General features: G+C 72.8%; 18 protein-coding genes. 11 read left to right on the top strand and 7 right to left on the bottom strand.

Features of this window, described 5'->3' with window-relative positions:
• Nucleotides 1-42 precede the first annotated feature (42 nt).
• On the top strand, nucleotides 43-1,305 hold the full coding sequence (gene glyA / locus AC5L3C_RS01725; protein ID WP_493646464.1) for a serine hydroxymethyltransferase: 1,263 nt from the start codon (nucleotides 43-45) through the stop codon (nucleotides 1,303-1,305).
• 51 nt (nucleotides 1,306-1,356) lie between these two features.
• A complete protein-coding gene (locus AC5L3C_RS01720) occupies nucleotides 1,357-2,739 on the top strand; it encodes an L-serine ammonia-lyase (RefSeq protein ID WP_493646463.1) in 1,383 nt (460 codons plus the stop codon).
• A gap of 46 nt (nucleotides 2,740-2,785) precedes the next feature.
• On the opposite strand, the gene AC5L3C_RS01715 is transcribed toward AC5L3C_RS01720, so the two are convergent.
• The gene (locus tag AC5L3C_RS01715) at nucleotides 2,786-4,048 is read right to left on the bottom strand and encodes a YncE family protein (RefSeq protein WP_493646462.1); all 1,263 of its coding nucleotides are present in this window, start codon (nucleotides 4,046-4,048) and stop codon (nucleotides 2,786-2,788) included.
• Between the two features lie 194 nt (nucleotides 4,049-4,242).
• Here AC5L3C_RS01715 and AC5L3C_RS01710 point away from each other — a divergent pair, with 194 nt between their 5' ends.
• The gene (locus AC5L3C_RS01710) at nucleotides 4,243-4,905 is read left to right on the top strand and encodes a TetR/AcrR family transcriptional regulator (protein ID WP_493646461.1); all 663 of its coding nucleotides are present in this window, start codon (nucleotides 4,243-4,245) and stop codon (nucleotides 4,903-4,905) included.
• Between the two features lie 66 nt (nucleotides 4,906-4,971).
• Here AC5L3C_RS01710 and AC5L3C_RS01705 read toward each other — a convergent pair whose 3' ends face one another.
• Together AC5L3C_RS01705 and AC5L3C_RS01700 are read right to left on the bottom strand one after the other, a co-directional pair.
• Nucleotides 4,972-5,337, bottom strand: coding sequence for a nuclear transport factor 2 family protein (locus tag AC5L3C_RS01705; RefSeq protein WP_493646460.1), 366 nt, complete (start codon nucleotides 5,335-5,337; stop codon nucleotides 4,972-4,974).
• 238 nt (nucleotides 5,338-5,575) lie between these two features.
• Nucleotides 5,576-7,330: an ABC transporter ATP-binding protein gene (locus tag AC5L3C_RS01700; RefSeq protein ID WP_493646459.1), complete on the bottom strand. Its 1,755-nt coding sequence runs from the start codon at nucleotides 7,328-7,330 to the stop codon at nucleotides 5,576-5,578.
• A 135-nt stretch (nucleotides 7,331-7,465) separates the two neighbouring features.
• Here AC5L3C_RS01700 and AC5L3C_RS01695 point away from each other — a divergent pair, with 135 nt between their 5' ends.
• From AC5L3C_RS01695 to AC5L3C_RS01675, 5 genes are all read left to right on the top strand, one after another.
• The gene (locus AC5L3C_RS01695; RefSeq protein ID WP_493646458.1) at nucleotides 7,466-8,554 is read left to right on the top strand and encodes an S-(hydroxymethyl)mycothiol dehydrogenase; all 1,089 of its coding nucleotides are present in this window, start codon (nucleotides 7,466-7,468) and stop codon (nucleotides 8,552-8,554) included.
• A complete protein-coding gene (locus AC5L3C_RS01690; RefSeq protein ID WP_493646457.1) occupies nucleotides 8,554-9,183 on the top strand; it encodes an MBL fold metallo-hydrolase in 630 nt (209 codons plus the stop codon). Before AC5L3C_RS01695 ends, AC5L3C_RS01690 begins: the two co-directional genes overlap by 1 nt.
• 104 nt (nucleotides 9,184-9,287) lie before the next feature.
• On the top strand, nucleotides 9,288-10,202 hold the full coding sequence (locus tag AC5L3C_RS01685; RefSeq protein ID WP_493646456.1) for an SDR family oxidoreductase: 915 nt from the start codon (nucleotides 9,288-9,290) through the stop codon (nucleotides 10,200-10,202).
• Nucleotides 10,203-10,253: 51 nt separating this feature from the next.
• A complete protein-coding gene (locus AC5L3C_RS01680) occupies nucleotides 10,254-11,069 on the top strand; it encodes an SDR family oxidoreductase (protein WP_493646455.1) in 816 nt (271 codons plus the stop codon).
• Nucleotides 11,070-11,168: 99 nt separating this feature from the next.
• Nucleotides 11,169-11,354 (top strand): hypothetical protein, encoded by a 186-nt coding sequence (locus AC5L3C_RS01675; RefSeq protein WP_125501764.1) that lies wholly within the window; start codon nucleotides 11,169-11,171, stop codon nucleotides 11,352-11,354.
• A 162-nt stretch (nucleotides 11,355-11,516) separates the two neighbouring features.
• On the opposite strand, the gene AC5L3C_RS01670 is transcribed toward AC5L3C_RS01675, so the two are convergent.
• Entirely contained in the window at nucleotides 11,517-12,893 is a 1,377-nt protein-coding gene (locus AC5L3C_RS01670; protein WP_493646454.1) for a S1 family peptidase, read from the bottom strand.
• A gap of 131 nt (nucleotides 12,894-13,024) precedes the next feature.
• Entirely contained in the window at nucleotides 13,025-14,047 is a 1,023-nt protein-coding gene (locus AC5L3C_RS01665; protein ID WP_493646453.1) for a hypothetical protein, read from the bottom strand.
• A gap of 23 nt (nucleotides 14,048-14,070) precedes the next feature.
• Between AC5L3C_RS01665 and AC5L3C_RS01660 the strand changes: the two genes are divergently transcribed.
• Genes AC5L3C_RS01660 through AC5L3C_RS01650 form a run of 3 tightly spaced genes read left to right on the top strand, consistent with a single transcriptional unit; the run spans nucleotide 14,071 to nucleotide 16,390 of the window.
• A complete protein-coding gene (locus AC5L3C_RS01660) occupies nucleotides 14,071-15,270 on the top strand; it encodes a MalY/PatB family protein (RefSeq protein ID WP_493646452.1) in 1,200 nt (399 codons plus the stop codon).
• Nucleotides 15,263-16,000: a class I SAM-dependent methyltransferase gene (locus tag AC5L3C_RS01655; RefSeq protein ID WP_493646451.1), complete on the top strand. Its 738-nt coding sequence runs from the start codon at nucleotides 15,263-15,265 to the stop codon at nucleotides 15,998-16,000. The genes AC5L3C_RS01660 and AC5L3C_RS01655 overlap by 8 nt, the downstream gene beginning before the upstream one ends.
• 9 nt (nucleotides 16,001-16,009) lie before the next feature.
• Nucleotides 16,010-16,390 (top strand): PPOX class F420-dependent oxidoreductase, encoded by a 381-nt coding sequence (locus AC5L3C_RS01650; RefSeq protein WP_493646450.1) that lies wholly within the window; start codon nucleotides 16,010-16,012, stop codon nucleotides 16,388-16,390.
• A gap of 14 nt (nucleotides 16,391-16,404) precedes the next feature.
• On the opposite strand, the gene AC5L3C_RS01645 is transcribed toward AC5L3C_RS01650, so the two are convergent.
• Both AC5L3C_RS01645 and AC5L3C_RS01640 read right to left on the bottom strand, forming a co-directional pair.
• Nucleotides 16,405-16,821: a Zn-ribbon domain-containing OB-fold protein gene (locus AC5L3C_RS01645; RefSeq protein WP_493646449.1), complete on the bottom strand. Its 417-nt coding sequence runs from the start codon at nucleotides 16,819-16,821 to the stop codon at nucleotides 16,405-16,407.
• 164 nt (nucleotides 16,822-16,985) lie between these two features.
• Nucleotides 16,986-17,705, bottom strand: a complete 720-nt coding sequence (locus AC5L3C_RS01640) for a TetR family transcriptional regulator (protein ID WP_493646448.1) — start codon at nucleotides 17,703-17,705, stop codon at nucleotides 16,986-16,988.
• Nucleotides 17,706-17,765: the final 60 nt, after the last annotated feature.

The following is a 17,765-nucleotide window of genomic DNA, read 5'->3' as shown; positions in this document are numbered from 1 at the left end:
CACCGCCGTCGCCCACAGCGCCCGCACCCGAGGAGGCCGCCGATGACCCTGTTCACCCAGCCCCTGCACGAGCTCGACCCGGAGATCGCCGCCGCGGTCGGTGCCGAGCTGAAGCGCCAGCAGTCCACCCTGGAAATGATCGCGTCGGAGAACTTCGCCCCGGTCGCGGTGATGGAGGCGCAGGGGTCGGTCCTGACCAACAAGTACGCCGAGGGCTACCCGGGCCGCCGCTACTACGGCGGCTGCGAGCACGTCGACGTCGTCGAGCGGATCGCCGTCGACCGGGTGAAGGAGCTGTTCGGCGCCGAGTACGCCAATGTGCAGCCGCACTCCGGCGCCTCCGCCAACCAGGCCGCGCTGTTCGCGCTGGCGGATCCCGGGGACACCCTCCTGGGCCTGGACCTGGCGCACGGCGGCCATCTGACCCACGGGATGCGGCTGAACTTCTCCGGCAAGCAGTTCGGCGTCGTCGCCTATCACGTGGACGAGGCGACCGGCCTGGTCGACATGGCCGAGCTGGAGAAGCTGGCCAGGGAGCACCGCCCGAGGGTGATCATCGCGGGCTGGTCGGCGTACCCGCGCCGGCTGGACTTCGCCGGGTTCCGCCGGATCGCCGACGAGACCGGTGCGTATCTGTGGGTCGACATGGCGCACTTCGCCGGTCTGGTCGCGGCGGGCCTCCACCCGAACCCGGTGCCGTACGCCGATGTGGTCACCTCCACCACGCACAAGACGCTGGGCGGACCGCGCGGCGGCATCATCCTCGCCCGTGGCAAGGAGTTCGCGAAGAAGCTGAACTCCGCCGTCTTCCCGGGCTTCCAGGGCGGCCCCCTGGAGCATGTGATCGCGGCCAAGGCGGTCTCCTTCAAGGTCGCGGCGAGCGAGGAGTTCCGGGAGCGCCAGCGCCGTACGGTCGAGGGCGCGCGGATCCTCGCCGAGCGGCTCACCGCGCCGGACGTCCGCGCGGCCGGGGTGAACGTGCTGTCCGGCGGCACGGACGTGCACCTGATCCTGGTCGACCTGCGTGACTCGGAGCTGGACGGGCGGCAGGCCGAGGACCGTCTCCACGAGGTCGGCATCACGGTCAACCGCAACGCCGTTCCGAACGATCCGCGCCCGCCGATGGTGACGTCGGGGCTGCGGATCGGCACGCCCGCCCTGGCCACCCGGGGCTTCACGGCCGAGGACTTCGCCGAGGTCGCGGACGTCATCGCGGAGACGCTCAAGCCGTCCTGCGACGCCGGGGCGCTCCGGGCCCGGGTGACGGCACTCGCCGGGAAGCACCCGCTGTACCCCGGTCGGTGACCGGCTCTCTCCCGCAGGGGCGCGTGCCCCTTTGACCTCCCGGAGCATGGCGTGGCCATCAGCGTCTTCGATCTGTTCTCCATCGGCATCGGCCCGTCCAGCTCGCACACCGTCGGACCGATGCGCGCGGCCGCGATGTTCGCGGCCCGGCTGAGGGAGGACGGTCTGCTCGCCCGGACCGCCGCGGTGCGGGCGGAGCTGTTCGGCTCCCTCGGCGCAACCGGCCACGGGCACGGCACCCCCAAGGCCGTGCTGCTCGGTCTGGAGGGCAACGAGCCGCACACCGTCGACGTCGCCCGGGCCGACCTGGACGTGGAGCGGATCCGCGGCACCGGGCGCCTCCGCCTGCTCGGCGCCGGGACCGGCCCGGCCCACGAGATCGGCTTCGACGCCTCGACCCACCTGGTCCTGCACCGCGGACGCTCGCTGCCCCACCACGCCAACGGCATGATCCTCTGCGCCCACGACGCCGACGGCGCACCGCTGCTGGAGAAGACGTACTACTCGGTCGGCGGCGGTTTCGTGGTCGACGAGGACGCCCTCGGCCCGGACCGGATCCGGCCGGACGGCACGGTGCTCGCCCACCCCTTCCGCACCGGCGACGAACTGCTGCGGCTCACCGGGAAAACCGGCCTGTCGATCTCCGCGCTGATGCTGGAGAACGAGAAGGCCTGGCGCACCGAGGAGCAGATCCGCGCCGGGCTGCTGGAGATCTGGCGGGTGATGTCGGCCTGTGTCTCCCGCGGCCTGGGCCGCGAGGGCATCCTCCCCGGCGGACTGCGGGTGCGCCGCAGAGCCGCGGCGTCCGCGCGCCAACTGCGCGGCAAGGGCGACCCGTCGGGCCGCGCCATGGAGTGGGTGACCCTGTACGCGATGGCCGTGAACGAGGAGAACGCGGCGGGCGGACGGGTCGTCACCGCGCCGACGAACGGCGCGGCGGGCATCATCCCGGCGGTGCTGCGCTACTACCTCGACTTCGTGCCGGGCTCCGACGAGGACGGGATCGTCCGCTTCCTGCTCGCGGCGGGCGCCGTCGGCACGCTCTTCAAGGAGAACGCGTCGATCTCCGGCGCCGAGGTCGGCTGTCAGGGCGAGGTCGGCTCGGCCTGCTCGATGGCCGCCGGCGGTCTGGCCGAGGCGCTCGGCGGCAGCCCGGAACAGGTCGAGAACGCGGCCGAGATCGGCATGGAGCACAACCTCGGCCTCACCTGCGACCCGGTGGGCGGCCTGGTCCAGATCCCCTGCATCGAGCGCAACGGCATGGCCGCGGTCAAGGCCGTGACCGCGGCCCGCATGGCGTTGCGCGGCGACGGCCGTCACCATGTCTCCCTCGACAAGGTCATCAAGACCATGAAGGAGACCGGCGCCGACATGAAGGTCAAGTACAAGGAGACCGCCCGCGGCGGACTGGCCGTCAACGTCATCGAGTGCTGAGACGGCGGACGGAGAGGACCCGAGAGCCCTCTCCGCGGCCGCGCGCTCAGCCGGCCGACGGGCCGGACCAGCCGTCCGCCACGTGTCCCAGCCGGACCCGCTGCGGGTGGTCGCCGACGGGCACGGACACGGTCTTCTCGCCGGTGGCGAAGTCGATGGCGGTGACCCGGTCGGCGCCGCTCTCGGAGACCACACAGGACCGCCCGTCACCACTGACGGTCGCCCAGTACGGCTTGGAGGCGGTGACCAGCGGTCCTTCCTCCAGGGTGGCGCGGTCGACGACGGTCGCGTAGTCGTCCATGGTGCCCGCGACGCACAGCTTGGTGCCGTCGGGCTTCATGGTGATGCCGTGATGCCGGGAGTCGTTGACCCAGGTGGTGCGGTCGGTGCTGGTGGCCGGGTTCTCCGGCAGGGTCTTGGTACGGGTGATCCGGTCGGTGGCGACGTCGTACTCGAAGAAGCCGTTGAAGAACGACACTTGGAAGTACAGCTTCGACTCGTCGGGGGAGAACGCGGCCGGGCGCACCGCGTCGGAGTGGTCGCCGAGGCCGATGGCGTCGAGCCGCTCGCGCATGTCGATGACCTCGACCTGCTCGAAGGTGGTGGCGTCGACGACGGTGATGCGGCGGTCGCCCTTCGTCCAGTCCAGCCAGGGCGCGTCGAGCGCGGTGTTCACCTCGCCGATGGACATGCTCCAGATGTGCTTGCCGTCCGCGGTGAAGATGTTCTCGTGCGGCTTGTCGCCGGTGCGGAACGACCCGAGTTCCTCGCCGGTGTCGATGTCCAGGACGTGCACGGTGTTGGAGGTCGACGCCGAGACGGCGACGCGCTTGCCGTCGGGGGAGACGGCCATGTGGTCGGCGCGGTAACCGGACACGGGGAAGCGCCAGTCGACCTCGCCGGTGGTGAGGTCGAGGGAGACCACGTCGGCGAAGCTCGGCCGGGAGACCACCACCGAGCCGCCGTCGGGGGTGGAGTACATGTCGTCGACGAACTGGTCGTGGCCCTCGCCGACGGTGTTGCGGATGGCCATGAAGTAGATCCAGCGGATGGGATCGGCGTTGATCTCGGCCATCCGCCGGTCCTTGTCTGGGATGACGTCGATCCGGCCGATCTTCGCGAAGTCGCCGGCGGACTCGATGACATCGGCGGTGCCGTCCCAGTTGTTGCCCACGAACAGGACCTCACGCAGCGCGGTCGAGGAGGCCGGGGCGGGGCCGGCCGCGCTCGCGACGGCTGCGGGGGCGGTCACGGTGAGGGCGAGGGCGGCGGCGAGGACGCACAGGTGCCTGGTTCTGGGGAGCGGCATGACTGCTCTCTCCTCTGCGAGTGGGGGGCGCTATGAGTGGGGCATGCCAAGCAGGGGCCGGGAATCCGGAGGGGCCGGAATCTGAACACCGGTGCTTTCAGAATCAACTTACTGAAAAGTAAGGACGAGTGCCCCTTCTCCACAAGACTGCGTACACGACAAAATCGGCCGTGCACCCAAGGAGGGGAGGGCCGGTGCCGGACAGACCGCGGGCACCCAGCGGCCGTTACGCCGGGAAGTCCGCGGAGGAGCGGAAGGCCGAGCGGCGACGCCGGTTCCTCGATGCGGCGCTCGAACTGTTCGGCGCCGGCCCCGGATACCGCTCCACCACGGTCGCCGCCCTCAGCGAGGCCGCCGGGTTGTCGACCCGTCAGTTCTACGAGGAGTTCCGCAATCTGGAGGACGTCCTGGCCGCCCTCCACCTGAAGGTCAACGACCAGGCCGAGGCGGCGGTCCTGGCCGCGGCCGCCGAGGCGGCCGGCACCCCGCTCCCGGAGCGCGCCGACGCGATCTTCCGCGCCTACGCCGCCGACGTCACCGGCGACCCGCGCCGGATCCGCATCACGTTCGTGGAGATCATCGGCGTCAGCCCGCGTCTGGAGGAACAGCGTCTGGCCCGCCGCGCCCAGTGGGTCGAGCTGATCTGCGCGGAGGCGCGGGCCGCCGCCGCACGCGGCGAGGCGGCGCCCCGCGACTACCGCCTCGCCGCGACCGGCTTCATCGGCAGCGTCAACGGACTGCTCCACGACTGGAGCGCGGGCTGGGTGGAGGCCACCCTCGACGAGGTCGTGGACGAACTGGTCCGCCAGCTCCTGAGCATCCTGCGCCCTCCCGGGTGGGCCCCGCCGGCCGGATGAGCGCGCCCCGACGGCACGGACGGGCCGCACACCGCCGGGGTGGGGTGCGCGGCCCGTCCGCTCCCGTCACTCGTCCCAGGCCTGGATCATGGTCTGCCCGGTGATCTTTCCGTTCCGCAGGGTCAGCATCGACTCCGAGAGCACCCGCACCCCGTCCGGGTACCGGCAGCTCTCGCAGTAGGCGGCGTGGTCGCCCTGGACCACGCACGCCTCCAGCGTGTGCGTCATGTCGCGGCTGTAGACATCGTCGAGCATGGCGGCGATCTCGTCCCGGCCGTGCAGGACCTTGGGGTGGCTGGGCTGGGTGTCGCGGTCCACGATGCGCAGTTCCGCGTCGTCCGCGTAGAGCGACACCAGGGGTGCCGAGGTGCCCGCCTCGATGCCCCGGCGCAGGGTGTCGGCGCCGAAGACGGGCTGTGCCGCGGTTGTCATGATGACCCACCTCCTCCGAGGCCGCGGCCCGGACCTCCGGCGGGCCACAACGGCCTCACCTACGAGCCTCCTCCGGACCCGCGGCCACGGCAAGCGAGACGGCCTCCGCCTGGGGTGTCGTTGGGATCCCGCGCTGTCGCGAGGTCCGGCACCGCACCTCGCCCGGCACCGAACCCGCTCGGCACGGCTGAGAGGCACCGCTCACCGGAGCCGGCTCGACCCGAACGGCACCCCCGAGTCACCCCTCCGACGCCAGGAACTGCGTCGCCGCCAGTTCCGCGTACAGCGGGTCGCCGGTCACCAGCTCGCGGTGGGTGCCGACGGCGCGCACCCGCCCCGCGTCCATCACCACGATCCGGTCGGCCATCGTCACCGTGGACAGCCGGTGCGCGACCACCAGGACCGTCGTCGTACGCGCCACGTCGGCCACGGTGTCGCGCAGCGCCGCCTCGTTCACCGCGTCGAGCTGCGACGTCGCCTCGTCGAGCAGCAGCAGCCGGGGCCGGCGCAGCAGGGCACGGGCGATGGCGACCCGCTGGCGCTCCCCGCCGGACAGCTTGGTGCCGCGATGCCCGACGAGGGTGTCCAGACCGTCCGGCAGCCGGGACACCAGACCGTCGAGCCGGGTCGTCTTCAGCACCCGTGTCACCGTGCCCTCGTCCGCCTCGGGGTTGCCCAGCAGCAGGTTGTCCCGCAGGGACCCGGACAGCACCGGCGCGTCCTGTTCCACGTAACCGATCGAGGCCCGCAGCCGCGACAGCTCCCAGTCCCCCAGGTCGCGGCCGTCGAACGTGATCACACCGGACTCGGGCTCGTAGAACCGCTCGATGAGGGAGAAGACCGTGGTCTTGCCCGCGCCGGACGGGCCGACGAACGCGGTCAGGCCCTGCGCCGGCACGGCGAAGGTCACCCCGTGATGGACGTACGGCAGATCCCCGGCGTACCGGAAGCGCACGTCGTCGAAGGCGAGGGAGGCGGGCCGCGCGCCCGGACCGGGCAGCTCCGCGGGGCCGTCCGCCGGTTCGGCGGGCAGCCGCAGCGCCTCCTGGATCCGGGCCAGGGCGGCGCTGCCCGTCTGGTACTGCGTGATCGCGCCGACGACCGCCTGGATCGGCGCCATGAGGGAGAAGACGAACAACAGGAACGCCACCAGCGTGCCGATGTCGATCGCGCCCGTCGCCACCCGCGCGCCGCCCACCGCGAGCACCGTGATGAACGCGAGCTGAATCGCGAGACCGGCCGTGTTCCCCGCCATGGCCGACCACTTGGCGGCCCGCACGCTCTGCCGCCACGACTCGTGCGCGGCCTCGTGCAGCGTGCGCTCCTCCCGGTGCTCGGCACCCGACGCCTTCACCGTGCGCAGCGCCCCGAGCACCCGCTCCAGCGACGCGCCCATCACCCCGACCGCGTCCTGGGCGCGCCGGGAGGCCCGGTTGATCCTGGGCACGATCACCCCGAGCACGGTCCCGGCGACGGCGATCACCGTCAGGGTGACCCCCAGCAGCACCAGATCCACGTAGCCCATCAGCGCCACGGTCGCGACGAGCGTCAGGCCGCCCGTGCCCAGACCGACCAGGGAATCGGTGGTCACCTCGCGCAGCAGGGTGCTGTCGGAGGTGATGCGGGCCATCAGATCACCCGGCTCGGTGCGGTCCACCGCGGCGATCCGCAACCGGAGCAGATACGACGACAGGGTGCGCCGCGCGCCGAGCACCACCGACTCCGCGGTGCGCCGCAGCACATACGAACCCAGCGCGCCCAGCGCGGCGTTGGCGACCATCAGGGCCGCCATCAGCAGCACCGCGCCGGTGATGGCACGGCCGGCCGAGAGGTCGTCCATCAGTTCCCGGGCCACCAGCGGCAGCATCAGCCCGGTGGCGCCGGTCATCAGCGAGAGAACGGCGCCGCCCAGCAGGGCCCACCGGTGCGGTCGTACGTATCCGAGCAGCAGCCGCCACGCGGGCGGTGCGGATTCCCCGGCTATGTCGCTCACATGTGCTCCCGAGTGATGGATCAAGGAGACCCAGGCTACGCCGGGCACGCCCGCCCTCCGTACGACGGGCGGCATGACCGACCGCCACCGCGTAGGGTCGGGGGACGGACACCGGCGGACGAAGGAGTCAGCACCATGGCCCAGGAAGTACGCGGCGTGATCGCACCCGGCAAGGACGAGCCGGTGCGGATCGAGACGGTCGTCGTACCCGACCCGGGACCCGGCGAGGCGGTCGTGCGGGTACAGGCCTGCGGGGTGTGCCACACCGACCTCCACTACAAGCAGGGCGGCATCAGCGACGACTTCCCCTTCCTGCTCGGCCACGAGGCCGCCGGCGTCGTCGAGTCGGTCGGCGACGGCGTCACCGATGTCGAGCCGGGCGACTTCGTGATCCTCAACTGGCGTGCGGTGTGCGGGAAGTGCCGCGCCTGTCTGCGCGGCCGCCCCTGGTACTGCTTCGACACCCACAACGCGCAACAGAAGATGACGCTGGCCGCCACCGGACAGGAGCTGTCCCCGGCCCTGGGCATCGGTGCCTTCGCCGAGAAGACCCTGGTGGCCGCCGGACAGTGCACCAAGGTCGATCCCGCCGTGTCGGCGCAGGTCGCCGGGCTGCTCGGCTGCGGAGTGATGGCCGGCATCGGTGCCGCGATCAACACCGGCAACGTGGGCCGCGGCGACTCGGTCGCCGTCATCGGCTGCGGCGGTGTCGGGGACGCGGCGATCGCCGGCTCCCGGCTGGCCGGCGCGGCGAAGATCATCGCCGTCGACATCGACACCCGCAAGCTGGAGACCGCGCGCTCCATGGGCGCCACCCACACGGTCGACTCGAGCGGGACCGACCCCGTCGAGGCGATCCGCGAACTGACCGGCGGCTTCGGCGCCGACGTCGTCATCGAGGCCGTCGGCCGCCCCGAGACGTACAAACAGGCCTTCTACGCGCGCGACCTGGCCGGCACGGTCGTCCTGGTCGGCGTGCCCACACCGGAGATGAAGCTGGAACTGCCGCTCCTCGACGTCTTCGGCCGCGGCGGCTCCCTGAAGTCCTCCTGGTACGGCGACTGTCTGCCCTCCCGCGACTTCCCGATGCTGATCGACCTGCATCTGCAGGGACGGCTGGACCTGGCCGCGTTCGTCACCGAGACCATCGGGCTCGACGAGGTGGAGAAGGCATTCGACCGCATGCACCGCGGCGACGTGCTGCGTTCGGTGGTGGTGCTGTGATGACCGCCCGCATCGAACGGCTCGTCACCTCCGGACAGTTCCGCCTCGACGGCGGCACCTGGGACGTCGACAACAACGTGTGGATCGTCGGCGACGACCACGAGGCGGTCGTCATCGACGCCGCCCACGACGCCGACGCCATCGCCGAGGCGGTGGGGGACCGGCGGCTGACGGCCATCGTGTGCACCCACGCCCACAACGACCACATCGACGCCGCGCCCGCCCTCGCCGACCGCACCGGCGCCACCATCTGGCTGCACCCCGACGACCTGCATCTGTGGAAGCAGACCCACCCCGACCGCGACCCCGACTCCTGGCTCACCGACGGCCAGGTCATCGAGGCCGCAGGCGCCGACCTCACCGTGCTGCACACCCCCGGGCACGCACCGGGTGCCGTCTGCCTCCACGACGCCGGTCTTGCCACCGTGTTCACCGGCGACACCCTCTTCCAGGGCGGGCCCGGCGCCACCGGCCGCTCCTTCTCCCACTTCCCGACGATCATCGACTCCATCCGGGACCGGCTGCTGACCCTCCCGCCCGAGACCAGGGTCCTCACCGGCCACGGTGACCCGACGACCATCGGCGCGGAGGCCCCGCACCTGGAGGAATGGATCGCCCGGGGCCACTGAGCCGCCCACCCGGGTGACCTCCCGCGAAAAGGCGACAGAAGATGTCCGGCTTACCCGTCACCCTCGAAGCGACAGCCAGAAGAGCCGGTGACGGGAGGCCGTACATGTCGGATCGTTTGCGGGGCAGGGTGGCGCTGGTGGCGGGGGCCACCAGGGGAGCCGGGCGGGGCATCGCCGTGGAACTGGGCGCGGCGGGCGCGACCGTCTACGTCACGGGCCGCTCCACCCGCGCCCGCCGCTCCGAGTACGACCGCCCCGAGACCATCGAGGACACCGCCGACCTGGTCACCGAGGCGGGCGGCCGGGGCATCGCGGTGCCCGCCGACCACCTCGACCCCGCACAGGTCCGCGCACTCGTCGACCGTATCGCCGCCGAGCAGGGGCGGCTGGACGTCCTCGTCAACGACATCTGGGGCGGCGAGAAACTCTTCGACTGGGACGCGCCCGTCTGGGAGCACGACCTCGACAAGGGCCTGCGCCTGCTGCGCCTCGCCGTCGAGACCCATGCCGTCACCAGCCACCACGCCCTGCCGCTGCTGCTGCGCCACCCCGGCGGACTGGTCGTCGAGGTCACCGACGGCACCGCCGACTACAACCGCGACACCTACCGTGTCTCCTTCTTCTACGACCTCGCCAAGGCCTCCGTCCTGCGCATGGCCTTCGCCCTCGGCCACGAGCTCGGCCCGCGCGGCGCCACGGCGGTCGCCCTCACCCCGGGCTGGATGCGCTCGGAGATCATGCTCGACCACTTCAAGGTGCGCGAGGACAACTGGCGCGACGCCCTCACGGAGGTCCCCCACTTCGCCATCTCGGAGACCCCGCGCTACGTGGGCCGGGCCGTCGCCGCCCTGGCCGCCGACCCCGACGTGGCCCGCTTCAACGGCACCTCCCTGTCCAGCGGCGGCCTCGCCCGGGAGTACGGCTTCACCGACCTCGACGGCAGCCGCCCCGACGCCTGGCGCTACCTCGTCGAGGTCCAGGACGCGGGCCGGCCGGCGGACGTCACCGGCTACCGCTGACCGCTCCGGCCCCCTGCCGCCGGGCACGTCCCGGCGGCTACCGTCACGCCCATGACGACGGACGCACGGCGTTTCGAGGGGTACGGAGTCCTGATCACCGGGGCGGCGCGCGGCATCGGAGCGGCCGCCGCCCTGCGGTTCGCCGAGGAGGGAGCGCGCGTCCTGGTGGCCGACGCGGACCCGGGGGCCGCCCGGACGACGGCGGCGGCGCTGCGGGAGCGGGGGCTCGGCGCCGAGGCCTTCACCTGCGACGTGACCGACCGGGCGTCGGTCGAGGGTGCCGTGGCGCACGCCGTGAGCGCGTTCGGCACCCTCGACGTCCTGGTCAACAACGCCGCCCACTGCACCCCGGACGCCGCCCGCTTCGAGGACGAGCCGGACGAGGAGTGGGCCGCGGACCTCGACGTCACCCTCACCGGCGCGTTCCGCTGCTGCCGCGCCGCACTGCCGCACCTCGCCGCTTCCGGCCGGGGCGCCGTCGTCGGCGTCGGCTCCGTCAACGGCCTCCAGGACTTCGGCAACCACGCCTACAGCGCGGCCAAGGCGGGCCTGGTCTCCCTCACCCGCACCCTCGCCGGACACGCCGCGCCGCGCGGGGTGCGGGTCAACCTCGTCGTACCGGGGACGGTCCGCACCCGCGCCTGGGCCGGCAGGGACGAGGAACTCGAAGCGGCCCGGCGCCTGTACCCCCTGGGGCGCGTCGGGGAGCCCGAGGACGTCGCGGCCGCCATCGCCTTCCTCGCCTCCCGCGACGCGTCGTGGATCACCGGGACCACCCTCGCGGTCGACGGCGGGATCACGGCGGTCAACTCGGCCTTCCGCCGGGCGCTGCACGAGGTGTCCCCGCCCGGGGTTCCCGAGATGTGAACTCCCCCACGTTCCGCGGCAGATGGACGTGATCAGCAACACGTCCGTAATGTCCGATGCGCGTGCGATTGCTCACAGCGTCTTCACGCCGGGAGCCGTATGCTTCACGGCATGTCCACCAGTGTTGAACCCTCCTCCGAGCGATCGGCTGCCGAGGTCAACGAGGAGATCCGGGCCCTGTGGCTCCGGTCGGGCGGGACACTCAGCGTCGAACAGCGCGAGGAGTACCAGCGCCTGGTCCAGGAGTGGGCCTCGGCCCTTCCGCAGCAGGCCAGAGCGGCCTGACCGGCTCCCCGCCCCCTTCCGGGGCGGCCTCGGCACCGCATCACCCCAGACAAGGCACCCGCGACGCATGGGTGCCCTTCTCACACGGCGAGCCGCCTCCGCAGGTGCTCCGCTCTCCCGCCGCGCCCCGTACACCACCGTCACCGAGCGTAGCCATGCCGCTCAGCCCCACGTCGCCGAGTAGTACTGCTGGTACGCCTTGCGGTCCTGCTCCGCCCGGATCCACCGGGAGGCCACCAGGACGATCAGGCTGGCGCCGATCACCAGCAGACCGGGCCCCACGTTCTGCGGATCGGCCAGCCGGGACAGCAGCGTCGAGGGGTCGGGGACGATGCCCCGCACCGGGGTCGACGATCCCGGCGACGCGGAGTCCGGCGCCACCGCGCCCCCGGCGTCCGACGGGGCCGGGGACGGCGGCTCCGCCTCGCCGTCGGCGCCGGGCGCCACGATCAGCCGCACGTCGAGCTGCGCCAGCGCCTTCGTCAGCGGCTGGAAGAACGTCGTACCGCCCGTCCGGCAGTCACCGCTGCCGCCGGAGGTGACGCCGAGCGCGATACCCTCGGAGAACATCGGACCGCCGCTGTCACCGGGCTCCGCGCACACATTGGACTCGATCAGACCGCTGACCGTCCCCTCGGGATAGTTCACCGTCGCGTTGAGCGCGGTCACCTCCCCGTCCCGCAGTCCGCTGGTGCTGCCGCTGCGGAAGATCCGCTGCCCGACCGTCGGATCGGCGACGCCCGTGATCCGCACGCCCTTGCCGCCGCCGACCGCCACCACGCCCGCGCCCTCGCCGGCCCGCCCGCCGTCGTACTCGATGAGCGAGTAGTCGTCCCCGGGGAAGCTGCGGCCGACCGTGGTGCCCACCTTCTGCCGGGCCCGGTCGTCGGCGAACCACACCGAGCCGTCCGGCCCGCAGTGTCCCGCCGTCAGGATGTACTCCCGCTTCCCGTCCGTCACGTTGAACCCCGCCGAGCAGCGGCCGGCCGTGGAGAGAATGGGCTGGGCGCCGTTGAGGCGGGTGGTGAAGGTGCCCTCGGTCCGCTCCATGCGCACGAAGCCGCCGATGCCGTCCGCCACACCGGTCAGCTCCGACCAGTCCTCCGACGAGACCGTGCTGTCGCCCCGGACGACCACCTCGTTGGACCGGTAGTCCATCATCCACGCCGTGCCGGGCACGCGCGGCGCCTCACTCAGCGTCCTGGTGGCGGCTTTGAAGTCGTCCATGCTGTGGCGCACCATCTTCGGCTCGGCGCCCGCCTCGCGCACCTCGGCGGCCGCCTCCTCGTCCGTGACCGCCACCACCGTGCCGCCGCCGTCGCCGATCCAGCTGCCCGCCGTGCGGGACGTGCCGAGCTTCGACACCAGAGCGGCGCCCGGACCCACGGCCGTCTCCTCGGCGGTGGCGAACGGAACCGCGTCGGGCACCTGCGGTTCACTGGCGACGGCGCGTGTGACCATCGTGGCCCCCAGGAGGAGTCCGCCGACGGCGGCCAGCCGTGTCACTCGCCGGACGACCCGTCGTCGTGCGTGCCTCATGCATGGCTCCCGAACCTCTGCACTGCGGTGCGAACACCGCGGGGCCTCCCCTGAGTCGGGGCCCCGCTTCCCATACGGGCCCCGGGGCCCGCGTGTTCACCCCGGACGGGATCCGTTGCGCGCGGACCGGGTCAACGGCTCGCGTCCGCCCCCAGGCCGGCGGCCGGCAGGCCGAGCACGGCCGCGCTGCGCGGGTCTCCCCAGACCGACGCACGGTCCACATAGGGACGCAACAGCACGGCCAGCGCCGGGTCCCCGCGGCCGTTCAGCTCGTCCGAGGCCGCCTTGCGGGCGATCCCGGCGAGGAAGTCCGCGAGCTGCACCCGTGGATCCTCCCGCGCGACGACCAGCCGCACCTCCTCCAGAGCGATCCCGTCGCGCCGCGCGGTCTCCTCGATCCACGCGAGGCGCTCGGGCGTCAGAAGGTTCTGCCGGTCGTGCACCAGCCGTACGGGCCGCCGCCCGCCCGCGCTCCAGTACGCGGCCGTGCAGACGATCGCCGGGAGCAGCGGGTTGAGCACCGGTATCCGCACGGACGGCCTGCCGGGCAGCCCCGCCCGGTACGCCTCGGCCCGCTCCCTGCGCGAGGAAAGCCGCCCGAGGACCCGCGCGGCGGGCGTACCGGCATGCGCGCCGCACAGACCGTCGACCGCGGCGAAGAACGGCGCGACGGACGACTCCGGCTCCCCGCCGCGCACCCGCAGCAGGCCGTTGGCCGCCCGCAGGAACCGCGCCCACCCCTCGGCCCCGAACTCCTCCCGCCCCGCCCGGAACAGGACGACGGCCGCGACGGGGTCCTCGAGGAGCAGCGCGACCACGCGGTCCACCACGAAGAACGCCTTCTCCGTCAGGTGCACATGGGCCCGGCCGTGCAACGGACCGCCGGGCGCCAGCAGCCACTCCAGCACCGACCGGTGCTTCTCCCGCAGCAGATGGGTCGCCTTGTACTCGGTGGCGGGCGAGCGGATGCGGCCCCGGATCTCCCGCACGGTGCCCGCCGCGGCCGCGACGGACACCCGCACCCCGGCATGCGCGAACACGTCGGTGTTCCCGCCGGTCAGGTTCTCGCCGTCCGACCCCGATTCGTCGCAGGCGATCTCCAGCACGGTGCCGGCGCCGCCGGCACCCGCCCCGTCGTCCCGATGTCCGATCACACCACCGCCCCTATCGTGTGCCCATGACCAGGATCCCGCACGAAACGTCCGGTGAACCGAATCCCCTGCACGCTCTCACCCTCGACCGTCTGCGCCTGCGCACCAGCATGAAGTGGCGCACCCACCTCGAGGACGTCCTGCCCCTGTGGGTGGCCGAGATGGACGTACCCCTGGCCGAACCGGTCGTGCGCGCCGTCACCGAGGCCATGGAACTCGGCGACACCGGCTACCCGGCCGGAACCGGCTACGCCGAGGCGCTGGCCGCCTTCGCGGAGAAGCGGTGGGCCTGGGACGGGCTCGCCGTGCGGCGCACCGCGCTCGTGCCCGACGTCATGCTGGGCGTGGTCGAGATGCTCAAGCTGGTCACCGGCCACGGCGATCCGGTCGTGGTGAACCCGCCGGTGTACCCGCCCTTCTACGACTTCGTCCGGCACATGGACCGCCGGGTGGCCGAGGCCCCGCTGGGCGGGGACGGACGGCTCGACCTCGCCGTCCCGGAGGACACCTTCCGCCGGGTGACCGTGGGCCGGGGAAGGGCCGCCTACCTGCTGTGCAGCCCGCACAACCCCACCGGCACCGTGCACACCGCCGACGAACTGACCGCCGTGGCCGCCCTCGCCGAGCGCCACGGTGTGCGGGTCGTCGCCGACGAGATCCACGCACCGCTGGTCGTCGGCGCCACGCCGTTCGTGCCGTACCTGAGTGTGCCGGGCGCCGAGCGCGGTCTGTCCCTGATGTCGGCGTCGAAGGCGTGGAACCTCGCCGGGCTCAAGGCGGCCCTCGCCGTCGCGGGACCCGGCGCGGCGGACGACCTGGCGCGGATGCCCGAAGAGGTCGGCCACGGCCCGAGCCACGTCGGAATCCTCGCCCACACCGCCGCCCTGCGCGAGGGCACCGCCTGGCTGGACGCCCTGCTCGCCGGACTCGACGCCAACCGGCGGCTGCTCGCCGGTCTCCTGGCCGACCGCCTGCCGGCCGTCCGCCACCGGCCCGGGGACGCCACCTACCTCGCCTGGCTCGACTGCCGCGCCCTCGGCCTCGGGGACGACCCGGCCCGAGCCTTCCTCGACCACGGCCGGGTGGCCCTCACCTCCGGCCTGCCCTTCGGCACGGGCGGCCGGGGACACGCCCGGCTGAACCTCGCGGCGTCGCCCGAGGTGCTGACGGAGGCGGTGCGGCGGATGGCCGCGGCCGTGGAGCGCGCGAGGGCCGGCCGTGACTGACGCGTGCTTCGCCCATCCCCGGCTCGCGGCGCTCTACGACCCCCTCGACCCCGATCGCGGCGACCTCGAGGCGTATCTCCGGATGGCGGGGGAGTCCGGGGCCCGGCGGGTGCTGGACATCGGCTGCGGGACAGGGGTGTTCGCCCTGCTCCTGGCCGACCGCGGGATCGAGGTCGTCGGCGTCGAACCCGCCCGGGCGTCCCTGGACGTGGCGCGGGCCAAACCGGGCGCCGCACGGGTGCGCTGGATCGACGGCGACGCGACGGTCCTGCCCCCGCTGCGGGCCGACCTGGCGACCATGACGGCGAACGTGGCCCAGGCGATCGCCGATCCCGGCCTGTGGCACGGCACCCTGAGGGGCGCCCGCGCGGCGCTGCGGCCCGGCGGACGGCTGGTGTTCGAGACCCGGGACCCGGCCCGGCGGGCCTGGGAGCGCTGGACCCGGGAGGAGTCGTACGGCAGCACGGACGTACCCGGCGTCGGCACGGTCGAGAGATGGCACCAGGTGACCGCGGTGCACGGCCCCCTGGTGTCCTTCCGCACGACCTATGTGTTCCCCGCCGAGGGCACGGTGCTGACCTCCGAGTCGACGCTGCGCTTCCGCGAGCGGGAGGAGGTCGAGGCCGATCTCGCCGGCCACGGCTACGAGCTCGAGGAGATACGGGACGCGCCCGACCGCCCGGGCCGGGAGCTCGTCTTCGTCGCTCGACGCCCGGACGGAACCGCCTAGACTTCCCTCATGGACGACGCGCTGCTCGACCGGCTCGGGGCGGGAAAGTACCTGTTGCTGACCAGCTACCGCAAGAGCGGCACGCCCGTGGCCACACCGGTGTGGGTGGTGCGCGACGGTGACGCGCTGGGCGTCTGGACCGTCGTCGACTCGTGGAAGGTGAAGCGGATCCGCGCCCGCGGCGATGTCCTTGTCGGCCCGTGCGACCTGCGCGGCAATCCGACCGGGGACCAGGTCCCGGCGACGGCGGAGATCCGCGACGCCGCCACCACCGCCCGGTACCGGACGCTGCTCGCCCGCAAGTACGGCGTGCTGGGCCGGCTGGTGCTGCTGGGCAGCCGCCTGCGCCGGGGCGCGAAGGGCACGGTGGGTATCCGCGTCACCCTGTGAGGGGTGCCGGTGCGTCAGGTCCAGGCGCGGAGCGGCTCGTCGACCAGCTGGAAGACCGGTTCGCCCCGCACCGGGTCCTTGGCCGTCGACAGCCGGACCCGGTCACCGCTGTGGATGCCGATGGGCGGGCCCATGACCCTGCCGCGCACCACGAACCCCTCGGCCATCTCGATCAGGGAGACATTGCGGGCGGCGGGGGTGTTGCGGTGCAGCACCGTGGAGTGGCGGACCGTCCCGACGCCCTCGCTGCGCTCCGTGCGCAGGTCGCTGCCCTGGCAGACCGGGCACAGCAGCCGGTGGTACATGGCGGTGCCGCACCAGGTGCAGCGCTGGTAGAGCATGGCCTCCGCGTGGTCGGCGCCCCGGGGGTCCAGGACGCCCGTCGCGGAGCCGGCTGCCTGCTGAGCGACGCTTCCTGAGTGGTGGTACACGCTGGTCAACTCCCTGCATTCGGCCGGAGATCCCGCGTGCGCGGTGGTCCCGGGCACGCGTGTGCCCGGCTGTCGGCGCCACCGTGCACAGCCACAGCGTATGGCACTCAGTGCCACTCGTAAAGGCACTCCGTACCCTCAATCGACCCGGCGGCCGGTACGGGTCAGTCCCGGCCGAGCACGGTCTCCAGCTCCCGCACCACCCGCCAGAGCGGCGTTCCGCGCCGCGAGACGATCACCACCACGTCCTGCGGCCCCCCGGTCACCGCGGGAACGGACCGGTCGGCGAACGCCGTCCGCACATGGTCGAGGGCGTGGTCCACCATCGCCTCGGCGTCCCCCTTCCCGTCCGAACGCAGCCAGGCGCGCAGCGCGTTGTTGTGGGCCGCGACCACGGCCGCGGCGATCACATCCGCCCTGAGGGCGCCGTCGCGCCCACCGGCGTAGCGGGACCGCAGATATCCGGCCAGGGCGCGCTCGTAGCGCGAGACGACGGAGAGTTCGTACGCCCGCAGCTCCGGCACCCGCCGGGTGAGGCGGTAGCGCTGCACGGAGAACGCGGGGTTCTCGGCGTACATCAGGAGCACCAGCCGGGCGGCGTCGCAGACCTTGCGCACCGGTTCGTCGTCGGGGCCCGTGGCCAGGAACGCGGTCATGTCGGCCAGGCACCGCTCGTGGTCGGGGAAGACCACGTCCTCCTTGGAGGGGAAGTAGCGGAAGAACGACCGCCGCCCCACCCCGGCGAGCGTCACGATGTCGTCGACCGTGGTCTCCTCGTAGCCCCGTTCCAGGAAGAGCCGGAAGGCCGCCGCCACCAGGGCGTCCCGCATCGTCGGCTGCTCGGCCTTGTCACCGCGGCCGGGAGCCGCACTGCTGGAGCTCATGCACGGAACGTAGCACCGGCAGATGGTGGCACTCAGTGCACGCCACGCGGAACTCAGTAC

It is taken from the genome of Streptomyces speibonae, assembly GCF_984686075.1.
This window is presented reverse-complemented; position numbering and strand designations above follow the sequence as displayed.

Bases quoted from the DNA above. Each gene is read 5' to 3' on its own strand.
- glyA (WP_493646464.1), top strand. From the start codon at position 43: ATGACCCTGTTCACCCAGCCCCTGCACGAGCTCGACCCGGAGATCGCC.
- AC5L3C_RS01715 (WP_493646462.1), bottom strand. From the start codon at position 4,048: ATGCCGCTCCCCAGAACCAGGCACCTGTGCGTCCTCGCCGCCGCCCTC.
- AC5L3C_RS01705 (WP_493646460.1), bottom strand. From the start codon at position 5,337: ATGACAACCGCGGCACAGCCCGTCTTCGGCGCCGACACCCTGCGCCGG.
- AC5L3C_RS01695 (WP_493646458.1), top strand. From the start codon at position 7,466: ATGGCCCAGGAAGTACGCGGCGTGATCGCACCCGGCAAGGACGAGCCG.
- AC5L3C_RS01690 (WP_493646457.1), top strand. From the start codon at position 8,554: ATGACCGCCCGCATCGAACGGCTCGTCACCTCCGGACAGTTCCGCCTC.
- AC5L3C_RS01685 (WP_493646456.1), top strand. From the start codon at position 9,288: ATGTCGGATCGTTTGCGGGGCAGGGTGGCGCTGGTGGCGGGGGCCACC.
- AC5L3C_RS01680 (WP_493646455.1), top strand. From the start codon at position 10,254: ATGACGACGGACGCACGGCGTTTCGAGGGGTACGGAGTCCTGATCACC.
- AC5L3C_RS01675 (WP_125501764.1), top strand. From the start codon at position 11,169: ATGCTTCACGGCATGTCCACCAGTGTTGAACCCTCCTCCGAGCGATCG.
- AC5L3C_RS01670 (WP_493646454.1), bottom strand. From the start codon at position 12,893: ATGAGGCACGCACGACGACGGGTCGTCCGGCGAGTGACACGGCTGGCC.
- AC5L3C_RS01660 (WP_493646452.1), top strand. From the start codon at position 14,071: ATGACCAGGATCCCGCACGAAACGTCCGGTGAACCGAATCCCCTGCAC.
- AC5L3C_RS01650 (WP_493646450.1), top strand. From the start codon at position 16,010: ATGGACGACGCGCTGCTCGACCGGCTCGGGGCGGGAAAGTACCTGTTG.
- AC5L3C_RS01640 (WP_493646448.1), bottom strand. From the start codon at position 17,705: ATGAGCTCCAGCAGTGCGGCTCCCGGCCGCGGTGACAAGGCCGAGCAG.